Annotated in this window: 15 protein-coding genes; 6 read left to right on the top strand and 9 right to left on the bottom strand. The window is 64.8% G+C overall.

Features of this window, described 5'->3' with window-relative positions; genetic code table 11:
- Positions 1-305: 305 nt before the first annotated feature.
- From R4P57_RS13240 to R4P57_RS13205, 8 genes are all read right to left on the bottom strand, one after another.
- Entirely contained in the window at positions 306-467 is a 162-nt protein-coding gene (locus tag R4P57_RS13240; RefSeq protein ID WP_167735582.1) for a hypothetical protein, read from the bottom strand.
- The gene (locus R4P57_RS13235) at positions 464-796 is read right to left on the bottom strand and encodes a hypothetical protein (RefSeq protein ID WP_317803294.1); all 333 of its coding nucleotides are present in this window, start codon (positions 794-796) and stop codon (positions 464-466) included. Before R4P57_RS13235 ends, R4P57_RS13240 begins: the two co-directional genes overlap by 4 nt.
- A 34-nt stretch (positions 797-830) precedes the next feature.
- Positions 831-1136: a hypothetical protein gene (locus R4P57_RS13230; RefSeq protein WP_317803293.1), complete on the bottom strand. Its 306-nt coding sequence runs from the start codon at positions 1134-1136 to the stop codon at positions 831-833.
- A gap of 180 nt (positions 1137-1316) precedes the next feature.
- Positions 1317-1880: a hypothetical protein gene (locus R4P57_RS13225; protein ID WP_317803292.1), complete on the bottom strand. Its 564-nt coding sequence runs from the start codon at positions 1878-1880 to the stop codon at positions 1317-1319.
- 355 nt (positions 1881-2235) lie between these two features.
- Positions 2236-2529, bottom strand: coding sequence for a hypothetical protein (locus R4P57_RS13220; RefSeq protein ID WP_317803291.1), 294 nt, complete (start codon positions 2527-2529; stop codon positions 2236-2238).
- Positions 2427-3242 (bottom strand): DUF3560 domain-containing protein, encoded by an 816-nt coding sequence (locus tag R4P57_RS13215; protein WP_317803290.1) that lies wholly within the window; start codon positions 3240-3242, stop codon positions 2427-2429. The genes R4P57_RS13220 and R4P57_RS13215 overlap by 103 nt, the downstream gene beginning before the upstream one ends.
- Positions 3243-3804: 562 nt before the next feature.
- Positions 3805-4986 carry a pentapeptide repeat-containing protein gene (locus R4P57_RS13210; RefSeq protein ID WP_317803289.1) on the bottom strand — a complete coding sequence of 394 codons (1182 nt, stop codon included), beginning with the start codon at positions 4984-4986 and terminating at the stop codon, positions 3805-3807.
- A gap of 196 nt (positions 4987-5182) precedes the next feature.
- Positions 5183-5680: a recombinase family protein gene (locus tag R4P57_RS13205; protein ID WP_317803645.1), complete on the bottom strand. Its 498-nt coding sequence runs from the start codon at positions 5678-5680 to the stop codon at positions 5183-5185.
- Between the two features lie 543 nt (positions 5681-6223).
- Between R4P57_RS13205 and R4P57_RS13200 the strand changes: the two genes are divergently transcribed.
- Complete coding sequence (locus R4P57_RS13200; protein ID WP_317803288.1) at positions 6224-6628, top strand: DUF6153 family protein; 405 nt, start codon at positions 6224-6226, stop codon at positions 6626-6628.
- Positions 6629-6712: 84 nt separating this feature from the next.
- A complete protein-coding gene (locus R4P57_RS13195) occupies positions 6713-7339 on the top strand; it encodes a DUF305 domain-containing protein (RefSeq protein WP_317803287.1) in 627 nt (208 codons plus the stop codon).
- 88 nt (positions 7340-7427) lie between these two features.
- Here the strand turns inward: R4P57_RS13195 and R4P57_RS13190 are convergent, their stop codons facing one another.
- Entirely contained in the window at positions 7428-9527 is a 2100-nt protein-coding gene (locus R4P57_RS13190) for a heavy metal translocating P-type ATPase (RefSeq protein ID WP_317803643.1), read from the bottom strand.
- A gap of 517 nt (positions 9528-10044) precedes the next feature.
- Between R4P57_RS13190 and R4P57_RS13185 the strand changes: the two genes are divergently transcribed.
- From R4P57_RS13185 to R4P57_RS13170, 4 genes are all read left to right on the top strand, one after another.
- The gene (locus R4P57_RS13185; protein ID WP_317803642.1) at positions 10045-10248 is read left to right on the top strand and encodes a heavy metal-associated domain-containing protein; all 204 of its coding nucleotides are present in this window, start codon (positions 10045-10047) and stop codon (positions 10246-10248) included.
- A gap of 33 nt (positions 10249-10281) precedes the next feature.
- Positions 10282-11232: a hypothetical protein gene (locus R4P57_RS13180; RefSeq protein WP_317803286.1), complete on the top strand. Its 951-nt coding sequence runs from the start codon at positions 10282-10284 to the stop codon at positions 11230-11232.
- 30 nt (positions 11233-11262) lie between these two features.
- Positions 11263-13533: a heavy metal translocating P-type ATPase gene (locus R4P57_RS13175; protein ID WP_317803285.1), complete on the top strand. Its 2271-nt coding sequence runs from the start codon at positions 11263-11265 to the stop codon at positions 13531-13533.
- Between the two features lie 292 nt (positions 13534-13825).
- A complete protein-coding gene (locus tag R4P57_RS13170) occupies positions 13826-14173 on the top strand; it encodes a metal-sensitive transcriptional regulator (protein ID WP_317803641.1) in 348 nt (115 codons plus the stop codon).
- Positions 14174-14434 lie beyond the last annotated feature (261 nt).

The raw sequence follows: 14434 nt of genomic DNA, 5'->3' as shown, positions 1-14434 counted from the left end.
TCGGCGATCTCGGCGGGTAAGGGTGGTCCGTCGGTGGTTCGGATTCGCATAGTCGCCGATTGTGTCGTGGGGTACCGACAGGTTCTGGTGCGCTGCAACGTGTTGCGGTCATGCCAGCAGCCACTCGCCGCCTCCGGATCTCGTGCTGGTGGGTTTCTGCAGGACGGAAGCGCAGCGGAATTCGGGTCGGTGGCCGCCCGCGGGGTGTCGCCCTTCCGCGCGGTCGAGGCATCGCTGCTCGGCGTCCGCGATACGACGAAGGCCCGCTCCCTGGTTGGGGCGGGCCATGTCGGGTTCGGGAGTGGTCAGTCTTTGGGGGGTTTGGTGTCTTTGCCGGCGGCGACGTCGCGGATCCAGTCAGGGACGTCGACGTTGTCGTATTCGGCGGTTTCGACGTAGGCGCGGGCGGCCGCTGCTGCCACGCGGGGGCGTGGTCGCCGGGTGGTTCGGCGTTCGGTGGTGGTCATCGCGGGTCCTCCGTGGTGTCGGTCTGAGGTTCAGTGTCCTCGGTGTCGGCGTCTTGCGCCAGTGCTCGGCGCATGGCGTGTTCGCTGACGGTGCGAATGACGTCGCGTTCGGTGGGGGTGATGAGTTTGGATTTGCTGACGGTGCTGTACATCGTCCAGCCGAGTTCGGCGGCGGCGTCGTCGTCGCTGGTGGTCAGCTCGAGGCACCAGCTGATGCGCTGCCAGGCCTGAGCTCGGTTCTCGCTGCTGGTGCGTTGGCGCAGGGTGGCGGTGACGCCGATGGTGGCGAGGATGCCGACGATGAGGGTGACCCATGCTTGTGCGGGCACGCGGTTGGTTCCTTTCCTGGGGGTTGCGGTCGGCTCACATGTAGAGCAGGTGTGGTGGTGCCGTGCCATCGAAGCGTTCCAGGCTGTCGAGGACGCCGTTGTAGTTGGCGGGTCGGCAACGACCGAGTCCGACGATGAGGGCGCAAGTGCCGTCGAGGGTGACGAGGTAGGACGGTGCGCAGCCGTTGTCGGGTGAGGTGTGGTCGGTGGCATCGAGGAGGGCGTAGCGGACGGCGTCTGCGGCGGCTCTCTTGGCGTCGTCGAGGGTGGTTTCGACTCCGCTGTCGGTGAGGAGCTCGGGACTGTTCTCGGGGCGGGTAGTGACGGTCCAGGTGATCATCGGCGGTGGCTTCCCTTTCTGACCTCAAAGCGGGCGGCTGCTTGCTGCTCAGCGTCGCACGGGGAGCGCAGCGAGTCGTGCGACGCGAACCCGAATTTCGGTGGTCTGTGGAGCGGGGTCGGGGCCTGTGAATGAACACGTTCGGCCCCGCGTGTGCGGGGCCGAGGTGTGCTATCGCGCTCAGTCGTCGAACGCGTCGAGGATCTTGGACGGATCGCGGCGGTAGCGGCCTCCGTCGAGGAAGACGCCGACTGCTGCGCGGTGGACGCGGCGGAACTCGTCCATGAGGGTGTCGTAGCCGACGCGGTCGGTGACGCGCCAGGTGATCGGCCCCATGTGCAGATCCACCCAGTGCACGGTGCGGCGTTGCTCGGGGATGTAACGGGCGCCGGGGATCACCGTGTGTTCGGGGCCTCCGAGCCAGAGGATCGAGATTGCGGGTGCGCCGAACTCTGCGCCTGGCTGCTGCGGGTACGGGGCGTGTCCGTCGGTTCCGACCAACGCTGAGCGGACGGTGGCGAATCCGGCGATGACGTCGCAGACCGCTTCGGCGCTGCGGAAGGTCATCATGAGGTGTCCGAACGCGACGACCATTTGTGCGTGCTCGGTGCCTGCGGCGGTGATGCTGATGGTGGCGTTCTGGGGTCCGGTGATGATGGCGGTGGTGTGGGTGACGATGGCGGGGGTGTGAGCGTTTCCTGCTGCGGTGCTCGTGCGTGCGGGGCGGGTGGTGTTCTTCGGCATGTCGGGGTCTCCTTCTCTCGCGGGACCGGCTCCCCGGCCCTTCGCTCGTGCCAATTTCTTTCGCCGTCATCTGGCTTGGGGAGAGAAGGCGGCGGCATGGAACGGCGTCCTGCCCCTGGGACGGAAAGTGTTCAGCCGCAGGCGCTTTGAAAAGTTTCTGGAGCCCGAAGGGCCGGAGCATCGCGGAGTCAGGGGTGGGTAAGACGGGCCAGGGTGACGCATGCTCGGAGAGAGCCAGATGTGCGAAAGAAACTGCTCTTTTCACAGGACGGAGCGCAGCGGAGTTCGATTCGGTGGACACCGCAGGTGGCCCGGGCCGTGCCCCGCAACAGGGGGCCCCGGCCCGGGATCGCGGCTACTGCGCCCTGGCCTTCGCCTGTTGTTCGGTGCGGGCGGCGTCGTAGTCGGCGGCGCGGATGTGGCCGGTGATCTTGGTGTACGGCATGGTGTCGGTCCAGCTGCCTCCGACGATGGAGGGGATGGTGACGGTCTTCTTGTTGTCGCGTTTGACCGGGTACCAGGTGCCGCGCCAGGCGATCCGGTCGCCTACGGCGATGGTGTCGGGTCCGTAATCGGTGGTGGTGCCGTCTGCGATCTGCTCGGCGCGGATCTGCTGCCAGTAGGTGATCTGGTCGGCGCGCTCTGCCATGCGGGCGATGATCTGCTCGCGCTGTGCGCCTGTAGCGGGGGTGGTCTTCTCGGTGTGCCGAACCCGTGGTGGATGAACAGGGTTCGTTCGTGGCCGTCGAGTCGGCGCTGTTCGGCTCGTTGTTCGGCCTCGAGGGTGCTGATCCGGTTGGCGACGGTTTCGGGGCTGTAGCGGGCGCGGGTGGTCACTGCGGCTGCGTCGGCTCGCTGCTGGGCGTTTTTGGCTGCATCGGTTGCGTCGATCGCTTTGCGGGTGGCGTTGTGGGCTTTGTCGATGGCACGCCGGTGCCGGCCTTCGGAGTGGTGGCCGATCTTGATCGGTTCGCCGCCGGGGGGAAGTGCGTCGACGGCGCGTTCCTCGGCGTTCCATGCCTGGTCGGCCTGGGTGCTGCGTCGTTCGGCTTTCGCGGCGAGGGCGTCGACGCGTGCGGCTTGCCGGGCGGCGCGGTCTGCTTCGACGAGCGCGGTGGGCCTGGCTGTGGGGTCGATGTCGATGTCGACGTCGAATCCGGCGGCGCGGAGCGCGTCGGCGGTGGCTGTGATGATGTGGCGTTTCGGTGCGCGGTCTCGGCTGTTGCGGATGCCCCAGGTTGACAGGCTGGGGAACCAGCGCCAGCCGTGGGCTTTGAGGATGACGTTCGTTCCGTCGCCTTTGCTGGTGCCGTCGATGAGGGTTCCGTCTTCGGCGGTGTGGGTGACGGTGACTGCCTTCATGGTGTGGGCCTCTCCCCTACTGGTGTGCTGACCGGACTTGCTGCTCTGCCAAGTTCTTGTCGCTGTCATCTGGCGTGAGGAGAGACAGCAGCGCACGGGGACGACGGGGCAACCCTGCGTCTCGGACAGTTTTCGTGGGAGCGCAGCGACTGCTCTACGAAAAGTGTTCGGAGCCTTGGCCGTAGTGCAGCGGAGCGCGGGGTTGAGGCGGCGTGCACGGGTGATGCAGCATCGCCGGGAGCCAGATGTGCGACAAGAAATCGATGTCTTTTCACGGTGCGGAGCGCAGCGGAGTTCGGTTCGGGGGACGCCCGGAGGGTGGCCGGCACCGCCGGCAGGCGGAATGCGAGACCGCTCGTCGACGCCGCGGAGGTGGCCACCTCCCAGTCGTGAAGCGATTCGGGTGATTGTGCGGGAGCGACGGAGATCAGCAACGCTGGGTGTCGCGGTAGCGCAAGGGCAATGGCGTGGTGGTGGGTGGCCCGTTGCGCGGTGACGTCGGACGGCTAACCGGCTATGACGGCGTAACCTACCTGGGACTATACCTGGGACTTTATGCTGATTAGCTATCGCCAGGACTCCGGGCGGGCCTGTGTTGTCCGAGATTTTCGAGCAGCTGAGGCGGCGTGTTGGATTGCAAGACGTCGAGATCAGGCGTGATCCCTGAGAGATTCGCTTCGGTCAAGTCCGCGTCCCGGACATTGGTCCCGGCTACCTTTGCGCCCGTCAGGTCCGCGCGGTAGAGCGTTGCGTTGGTGAAGTTGGCCCATTCAAGCCGCGTATTTTCCAAGCGCGCGCCGCTCAAGTCGGCGTTTGTAAAGTTCGCGCCAATCAGGTAGGCGTCTGTGAAAATTGGTGCTTGGGACATGAAATCATGACCGCGATGCGCTGCTCGCTCGGACTTCGGCCAGCTGCTAAAAATGTACGAATCCGTAAAATTGGTTCCAAACAAGGCGGCCTTGACGAACTTGGTACGGCGCAAGTTTGTTCTTTTGGCGCTAGTCAATTGCAGTGTGGCGGAGGTGAAGTCGGTCGCTCTCAGGTCGCAATCGTCAATGTTTCCACCTGTCAAATTCGCTCCTGTAAAATCGGCATCACTGAGGTCAGCTCCAGTCAACAGGGCGCTATCGAGCCAGAATCGCCTCAGTTTGAGATGCGTGAGAGATACGTAGCGAAGGTCCACCCCTTGCAGATTCAGCTCGCTAAGGTATTCCAGGCCGACGCTTCGTTCAGAGAGCCTTGAGATAAGGCGCATAATGGTGCCTCGGACCGGCACATCTGGGCACTGGGGTCCAGGTTCCGCCATTGGCGTTCGGATGTATGTCGCGAGCATCGCAATACAGACGCGATGTTGCCCTTCGTCGCCGAAGTCGAGCCAGTCATCGGCCAACGCCACAAGTCCATGAGCTGCGCCCTCGCGGACGATGGGCTGTGCATCGGAAAGTTGCGCGATCAGTTGTGAAAGGCGTTCATTGAGTTCGCGTTTGAGTTCCCGCCTCGCCGTACCTGACTGATGTTCTTCGCGCTGCCGCCGCTCACGTTCTCCGTTCCAGAAGGCGAGTCCCGCGGCAAGAACTGCCGCGATACCGACGAGAACTGTCGCATACGGCTGCCCGGCCGCTGACCAGAATCGCGCCCAATCGGGGTCGTGCGCGAGGACGGCGAAGAGCAGCGGCGGCGCGGCAAGGCCGACGACGACCAGGATCAATCCAATGATGATGAATGCACGGGTCTTGGTCTTCATCGCCGCCCCACCCCAGTCTGCCGTTATATAACTTTTCGTCGCACCCAAGGTAGTCGAGACGCGCCGATGGTCTTACGGCAATCGGCCCGGCTGGCCCTCGGAACTCCACCCACCGCCCACCGCCCACCGCCCACCGCCCACCGCCGCTACGGGCATGGGGCTACCAAAAGATTATTGGCCGCGCACTACCTTTCGCCTATTTCTCGAAATGGCGGTACAGAGTGCGCTTGCTGACCCCAAGCACGTCGGCTATATCGCCAATAGTTCTGCCCTGGTTGCGCATTCGGGTTGCTTCTCGCTTTTTCGTGACCGTGAGTGCGGGTGGTCGGCCGCCGACTTTTCCTCGTTCTCGGGCGGCGGCGAGGCCGGCGTGGGTACGTTCTCGGAGTAGTTGGCGCTCGAAGCTGGCGAGTGCGCCGAAGATGTGGAAGACGAGTTCTCCGCCGGCGGTGGTGGTGTCGATCTGTTCGGTGACCGACGCGAATGCCACTCCCCTGGCCTTGAGGTCTGCGATGAGCTCGATGAGATGGGGAAGGTTGCGGCCGAGTCGATCGAGTCGCCACACGGTGAGGATGTCACCGGGCAGGAGAAGCTCGAGCAGTTCGGTCAGTGCCTGCCGGGTGGTGGTGGATCCGCTCGCGGTGTCGGTGAAGATGCGTTCGCAGCCGAAAGCTCTCAGCGCGTCGCTCTGCAGATCGAGATTCTACTCGGCGGTCGAGACCCTGGCGTATCCGTATTTGTGGCCCACAATCGTTCACTGCGCCACAACTCATCGACTTCGATGTTTTGACATGCAGGGGTTTCGCGTACGTTTTTGGCACCACTCGACGGCTGGTCGACGGATCGGTTGATTGTCAGTTTCAGAAGTGGACTGCACAAATTCACAAGTACTGTGCACCCTCTGTCGAGATCCCGGTTTAAAATTTCGTTCGAGCCCCACGGTACGGCCTCCGTCATGACGGACTCATACGGGCAGGACCGTGTCGCGCATCCAAGCTCGGATGAGATCAGACCCGGCCGTGAGCGCGAAGGTGCAAACGACCCATTCGTCTGCACAACACCGCCCAGTAGGAAGGATGCGGCGCTCGCCGAACGTCGCCAACATGCAACCCGCGTCCTACAGCCTGCGGCTGGGGCTCGACTGCAGCGCACTGCCGAATCGACGCCGACCGGTTCGGGTGCCATCGACGATCGTTCAAAATACCCCTATGGGGTATACTCTGCTACCGTCGTTACCATGCAATCAGTGATCAGACCCGGTCGACGAGGCGTAGCTTCGTCGACCGGGTTCCTGATCGCACTGACAGTATTCGGAGTGTTGCTGATGCACTCGGTGACACCGGCAGCGTTCACTACCTCGATGAGCAGCGGACACGCAGCGATGGCGTCGATGACCTCGGTCGCCGGCTCGGCTGAGACGGCGACCGAAAAACACGATTGCCCGTCGGCGCATCAGATGATGCATCCCTGCGTGGGCACTACGGTGTCGTGGCCCGGGTTACCGGTCCCGGCGTTGAGCGCCGAGATTGGCCAGTTGCCGACAGCGGTAAACGGGATCGGCGGGCGCACAGACTCCACCCTGGAGCGCGCACCGCCGTGGACGCTGTGGGAGTTGGACAGATCGGTGACCCTGCGAGTGTGACAGGGAGCCCGGTAGACGCGCGTCGACCGGCGGACTGAAACACGTCACAAACCCCTGATTAACGCTCTCGCAAGGAGATTCCGCATGCGTACCAAAGTCATTGCTTCACTTGCTGTCGCCGCCGCCAGCGCATTCCTCCTCGTCGGCTGTAGCAACGACACGACCGACTCTTCGATGGACGGCCACTCCATGGACTCGATGTCCTCGGCACCGATGTCCTCGGCCCAAGCCGATGCGTCGGCACAGTTCAACGATGCCGATGTGATGTTCGCGCAGATGATGTACCCGCACCACGCACAAGCCGTCGAGATGGCCGACATGGCGAACGGCCGCACCGACAACCCGGAGGTCCTGTCGCTGGCATCGGCCATCGCCGGCGCACAGCAGCCCGAGATGGACCAGATGACCACATGGCTAGCCGAATGGGGCCAGCCCTCCCCCACCGCAGACATGGGTGACATGGGCGGAATGGATCACAGCTCCGGCAGCGGCATGATGACCCCACAGGACATGGACGCACTGATGGCCGCAACGGGTCCGGAGTTCGACCGTCAGTGGCTGACAATGATGATCGCCCACCACACCGGTGCCATCGAGATGGCGAACACCGAGATCGCCGACGGTTCCAACCCGGACGCACAGGAGATGGCCCGCACCATCGTCGCCACCCAGCAGCAGGAGATCGACACCATGCAGCGCCTGCTCGGCTGACCTGACGGCACACGGCAGAAGGCCGCACCCCTATCAGTGGGTGCGGCCTTCGGCTCGTTCGTGCAGAGTTGTTCAGACGCGGGGGGTCTCAGCTGCGCGTAACCGAGTCACGCACAGGCTCCGTTACCCGGCTGCTGTCGCTTTGAGGGCCGGTGATGACGTCGGGTGCGAGGTCGAGTCGACGCAGGAGTTGTGCGTTCGCGGCGACGATGATCGTCGACAGCGACATCAGAATCGCGCCGATCGACATCGGCAGTACGAACCCGACCGGTGCGAGCACTCCCGCCGCGAGCGGAACCGAGATCAGGTTGTATCCCGCTGCCCACCAAAGGTTTTGCCTCATCTTCCGGTACGAGGCGCGGGAGAGTTCGATCACCGACAGCACGGACCGGGGGTCGTCGCTCGCGAGGATCACTCCTGCCGACGCGATCGCGACATCGGTACCGGCACCGATCGCAATCCCGACATCGGCCTGCGCCAGCGCCGGTGCGTCGTTGACTCCGTCGCCGACCATCGCCACGGTGCGGCCCTCCTGTTGAAGCTCAGCGACGTTGTGCGACTTGTCTTCTGGTTTGACGCCGGCGAAGTAGCGGTCCACGCCGAGTTCGGTGGCGACGGTCTTGGCGACGGCGTCGGCGTCGCCGGTGATCATGACCACTGTGATACCGCGGGCGTGGAGTTCGTCGATCGCAGTGCGGGATTCGGGCCGGATCTCATCGGCGAGGGCGAGCGCGCCGATCACGACACCGTCTGCGACGACGTGCAGGATGATCGCACCGTCGCCGCGCCACCGATCGGCGACAGCAAGTTCGTCTGCATGTTCTTGCTCGAGCAGAGCTGGTCCGCCGACCTTGATGCGGGAGCCATCGATCACGGCGGACACCCCGACGGCTGGGGACGACTGGAAGTCGGTGGCGGCCGACACTGTGAGGTTGCGGGCTTGTGCGGCACCGACGATGGCGCGTGCCAGGGGGTGTTCGGAGTCGGCTTCGGCGGCAGCGGCGAGTGCGAGGACGTCGTCGGCGGTGCGGCCACCTGTTGCCTCGACCTCGGTGACAGTCGGTTCGCCTTTGGTGAGGGTGCCGGTCTTGTCGAACAGCAAGGTGTCCACTGTCCGCATGGTTTCGAGTGCGAGCCGGTCTTTGACCAGGACACCGCCGCGGGCGGCTCGCTCGGTGGCGATGGACACCACCAGCGGGATCGCCAAACCGAGTGCGTGCGGGCAGGCGATGACCAGCACGGTGATCGTGCGGATGACGGCGTCGTCGGGCAACCCGAACAGGGTCCAGGCCGCGGCGGTGATGACCGCGGCTCCGAGGGCGAACCAGAACAACCATCCGGCGGCGGTGTCGGCGATGCGCTGAGCACGCGATGTCGAGTTCTGGGCGTCGGCAACCAGCCTGCCGATGCCGGCGAGGGCGGTGTCCTCTCCTACCGCGGTGACCCGGACCCGGAGACCGGAGTCGGTAGCGACTGTCCCGGCGACGACCTGGTCGCCGTCGCTGCGGCGGACGGTGCGTGATTCGCCGGTGATCATCGATTCGTCCATGCTCGCCGATCCGGCGACGATGGTGCCATCGGCGGGCACTCGTCCTCCGGGGCGGACGACGACGACGTCGCCGAGCTGGAGCTGGTCCGGGGAGACGGTCACTACGTCGTCGCCCGCGACGCGTTCGGCGGTGTCCGGGAGCAGCGCGGCCAGTGAATCCAGCGCGGATGTGGTTTGCGCGAGGGATCGCATTTCGATCCAGTGTCCGAGCAGCATGATCACGATCAGCAGGGCCAGTTCCCACCAGAAGTCGAGCTGATGATCGAGCACACCGAGGCTTGCGCCCATCGACGAGGCGAACGCGACTGTGATCGCGAGGGCGATGAGGAGCATCATTCCCGGTGCGCGCGAGCGTATTTCGCTGACTGCGCCGGTGAGGAACGGGGAGCCGCCCCAGGCGTACATCACAGTGCCCAGCACCGGTGAGATCCAGGCGATCCATGCCGCGTCGGGGAGCGAGTATCCGACGAGCATGGCGAACATGTCGGAGGCGAGGATCACCGGGACAGCGAGGACTGTCATGATCCAGAACAGACGACGGAACATACCGACGTGATCACCGTGCCCGGCATGACCACCATGCCCGGTGTGCTCTGTGTGCTCGCCATGTCCGAGGTGGGTCGCAGTGTGCTTATCCATGTTGTGATCCAACTGCGCAGTCGGCTTCTCGGCCGCTTCCGTGTGCCGTTCGCGTCCTTTGCCTTGTCCGCTGTGCTGCAGTCTGTTCGGCGGATCTGTCTGCGCTGAGTCGACGTCCAAGTGCGTGTGATCGTTCATCGTGCTGGTTCCTCTCATCCATCGAATTTGTTGTCTGTGCACCCCGTGGCCTTCGGGTTCCGGTTCGGACGCAAACAATGATTTGCGCCTGTACGAGCCCTGCCTGGTCAATATACCCCATAGGGGTATATTGGGATCCGGTTGAGTCTTAACCCTTCCTCCGATGCTGCTCTTTTTATCAGGCCGGGCCTTCGTGTCACAGAAGGGCTTGGAGGCCCACAAGCAGGCACCCTCCGCCGTTGATCTGTGCCGTTCACTGCCCGAGCCGCACCGCGAACGGCTGCGGCGCATCTCGTTGCATACTGTACGGGGGTATGGTAATTCTTAGATGGGTCGCGACGACCTCGACCACATCCGAATCGAAGAAGGAAGGGCATCGATGAACACCATCGTCACCGTCACCGGAATGACCTGCGGGCACTGCGTCTCCTCAGTACGTGAGGAGATCAGCAGCATTCCCGGTGTCACCGCCGTGAATGTCGACCTCGCGAGCGGCCGGGTCGATATCGACTCAGACACCACGATCGAGCACACGGCCATCGCTCAGGCAATCGACGAGGCCGGCTACCAGCTCGCCTCTTGATCTACTCCAGACCCCGGACAGGAGATTCGCACGATGAACGCATCATCTAAGTTCGTCGGATTCACCATCGGCCTGGCCGCGGTCTTCGGGCTCGCCTTCGGGGCCGGGGATGCCTTCGGCCCCGAAGATGCCGCACCGCCCGAGACACACGACACTTCGACTCACGACGCCGCACCCGTGTCCACCACGGGCGCACCGGTCGCCGACCAGACACCTGGAGGACTGATGGTCACCGACAGCGGATACACCCTGGCGTTGGACACGGCGCAGATTTCGGTGGGCTCGAACCAGCCGGTGCGGTTCCGCATCCTCGATGCCGACGGAGTGCCCGTCACCCGCTATGTCGACAGTCACGACAAGCAACTTCACCTGATCGCGGTGCGCCGCGACATGGCAGCGTTCCAACACGTGCATCCGGTACTCGACTCCGCCGGAACCTGGAGCGTTCCACTCGATCTGACCCGTGCCGGTACTTACCGAGTGTTCGCGGACTTCACCCCGGATGGCGGCGACGGTCTCACTCTTGGTGCCGACCTGCAGGTGGGCGGCGACGCCTACGATCCGCAGCCACTGCCGGCAGAGGCCGCAGAAGCACAGGTCGACGGGTACACCGTCACTCTCGACGGCGCCCTTCAACCGGGACAGGCATCGAAACTGACGCTGGCGGTCAGCCGGGACGGGCAACCCGTCACAGATCTGCAGCCCTATCTCGGGGCATACGGGCACCTGGTCGCCCTGCGGGCCGCCGACCTCGGCTACCTGCACGTCCATCCGGATGGACACCCCGGTGACGGGGTCACCGCGCCCGGTCCGGGCATCGACTTTTCCGTCACCACACCGAGCGCGGGCAACTACCGCCTGTTCCTGGACTTCCAGCACGATGGCGTGGTGCGGACCGCCGAATTCACCCTGGCGGCCGCGAATGTCCACGGCACCGCGGTGCCCGCCGCCCCAGAGCCGATGCCCGCCGGGCACGGACACTGACCTACCCCCACGGCCCCGAGAGGAGGAGCGATGAATCCCGTCACGCAGCACCCGACCACCGACGGCCAGGTCGAACTCGAAATTGGTGGCATGACCTGCGCCTCGTGCGCGAACCGAATCGAGAAGAAGCTCAACAAGCTCGACGGAGTCACCGCAACGGTGAACTACGCCACCGAAAAGGCACGCGTCGACTACGTCGGTGATGTGTCGACCGAGGAACTCGTGGCCACCGTCGAGCAGGCCGGCTACACCGCGAAGGTCCCGGCAACCGCCACCTCCTCCACCGACCCCGACGCGGCAGCGGCCGAACCATCCGCGAATGACCCCACTGCCTCGCTGCGCCAACGCCTGCTCATATCGCTGGTGCTCAGTGTGCCGGTGATCGCGATGGCCATGGTTCCGGCACTGCAGTTCACTAACTGGCAGTGGCTTTCCCTCGCCCTCGCCGCGCCCGTGGTGGTGTGGGGGGCATGGCCGTTCCACAAGGCCGCCTTCACCAACCTGCGGCACGCCACCTCAACGATGGACACCCTCATCTCGATGGGCACCATCGCCGCACTGGGATGGTCACTGTATGCCCTGTTCTGGGGCACCGCAGGAACGGCGGGCATGACCCACCCGTTCGAGCTGACCATCTCCCGAACCGACGGGGCCGGCAACATCTACCTCGAGGCCGCCGCCGGAGTCACCACCTTCATCCTCGCCGGCCGCTACTTCGAAGCACGCTCCAAGCGACGCGCCGGTGCCGCCCTGCGTGCCCTGCTCGAACTCGGCGCCAAAGAAGTCTCAGTCCTGCGCGATGGTGTGGAACAGCGCATCCCCACCGATCAACTAATAGCCGGTGACGAGTTCATCGTGCGTCCAGGGGAGAAGATCGCCACCGACGGCGTGGTCGCCGAGGGCTCCTCTGCGGTCGACAATTCGATGTTGACCGGCGAATCCGTACCCGTCGAGGTCGGACCCGATGATCTGGTCGTCGGCGCGACGGTCAACGTCGGCGGCCGAATCGTGGTCCGGGCGACCCGTATCGGCTCGGACACCCAGCTCGCGCAGATGGCGAAACTCGTCGAAGACGCTCAGACCGGCAAGGCTCAAGCTCAGCGTCTGGCGGACAAGATCTCCGGTGTCTTCGTCCCGATCGTGATCGCCCTTGCCGTGGCGACACTCGGCTTCTGGATCGGCACCGGCGGCGGGATCGCGGCCGCGTTCACCGCAGCCGTCGCCGTCCTGATCATCGCCTGCCCGTGTGCTCTTGGCCTGGCCACCCCGACCGCGCTGATGGTCGGCACTGGCCGCGGGGCTCAGCTCGGCATCCTTATCAAGGGTCCTGAGGTACTCGAATCGACCCGCCGTGTCGACACCGTGGTGCTCGACAAGACCGGCACCGTTACCACCGGCAAGATGACCCTGCTCGACGTGATCACCGCCGACGGCGAAGACACCGCGCAGGTGCTGCGCCTGGCCGGTGCACTCGAAGATTCGTCTGAGCACCCTATCGCTCAGGCTATCGCCAAGGGCGCGCGCGAGAAGGTCGGAGCTCTGTCGCCGGTGGAGCAGTTCACCAATATCGAGGGCCTCGGGGTGCAGGGCATGATCGAGGACCACGCGGTGATCGTCGGACGGGCCCGCCTGCTCGCCGACCGGGCGCAGCAGCTGCCGGACGATCTCGAAAGTGCTGTGCGTGCAGCCGAATCCGAGGGTAAGACTGCCGTCGCGGTCGGTTGGGATGGTCGGGCTCGCGGCGTGCTGGTCGTCGCCGACGCGGTCAAGGCCACCTCCGCTGAGGCGATCGAGCAGCTGCGGGGCCTTGGTCTGACGCCGATCATGCTCACCGGCGACAACGCGGCCGCCGCGCGTGCCATCGCCGACCAGGTCGGGATCGACGAGGTGATCGCGGAGGTGCTGCCCGCGGAGAAGGTGGACGTTGTCAAAAGGCTGCAGGAGCAGGGCAAGGTAGTCGCGATGGTCGGCGACGGTATCAACGACGCCGCAGCGTTGGCGCAGGCCGACCTCGGTCTGGCGATGGGCACAGGTACCGATGTCGCGATCGAAGCCAGCGATCTGACGTTGGTACGCGGTGATCTGCGCGCCGCAGCGGATGCCATCCGCCTGTCGCGCCGGACGTTGGGCACCATAAAGGGCAACTTGTTCTGGGCGTTCGCCTACAACGTGGCCGCCCTGCCCTTGGCTGCGGCCGGGCTGCTCAATCCGATGCTGGCCGGTGCGGCGATGGCGTTCTCGTCGGTGTTCGTGGTCAGCAACAGCTTGCGGTTGCGCCGGTTCAAGTCCCTCGCAGGGTAACCGAGGGCAGAACAAGCGCCGAGGAGGCTGGGGCGGGCGGGCACGGCAAGCGTCCCGCCTATCGCACCGCTCCAACCCCTTGCAGCCCCGGAAAGAAGCAGGCCATGTCCACAGTGGCAACGACCTTGGTGCAGATCACCCGGCACCCCGGGACCCGGGCGGTGGCCCGCTGCGAGTTGATGTGCGCCGTGGCGGCGGCCGGGCGACGACTCGACCGACCCCGCCGGCCCCATACCCCGGGCGGGCATAATCGGGGATGCTCGGCATGACACTCGGATTCCAGGAGGACACCATGGCCACCCCCACTCCCGCGGCCAGACAGTCGTCGCCCGCCGAGACCGACGGCCATGACCACGCCGCGCACGGCTACATCACTAAAAAGGACGCCTACCTCAAACGCCTCAGGCGCATCGAAGGCCAGGCACGCGGACTGCAGCGAATGGTCGAGGAAGACAAGTACTGCATCGACATCCTCACCCAGGTCTCGGCAATGACCAAAGCCTTACAAGCGGTGGCTATGGGTCTCCTCGAAGCCCACATCAGTCATTGCGTGGTTGACGCCGCCGTCGTCGGCGGACCCCAAGCCGACGAGAAGATCAAAGAGGCCACCGACGCGATCGCAAGGCTCGTCCGCTCCTAACGCACCGAAGCGAGTCTTGTAGTTGCCAGCGCGGTCTGACTTCCAAAGGGTGCTGTCAGGTGTCCCTGCGGCCTGGAACTGCCGTCGAGCTGGATCGTCCATCGCCTTGGCGCGCCCGCGTCGGCCTGCTCGTAGTCAGTCGTGCTTTGGGCCAGCACCGAAGGTTGTGAGCCGACCGACTATCAGACAACACGATGAGCAAACTGGCTACGTTCTCATAGGTTGCATCGGCTGCGATCTCGGTTTGAGCGACGTCGATCT

It is taken from the genome of Rhodococcus sp. IEGM 1330 (genome assembly GCF_033142445.1).
In the GTDB taxonomy this organism is placed as follows: domain Bacteria; phylum Actinomycetota; class Actinomycetes; order Mycobacteriales; family Mycobacteriaceae; genus Rhodococcoides.
Note: the sequence above shows the minus strand (reverse complement) of the source record. Positions and strands in the feature narration are given on the sequence as shown.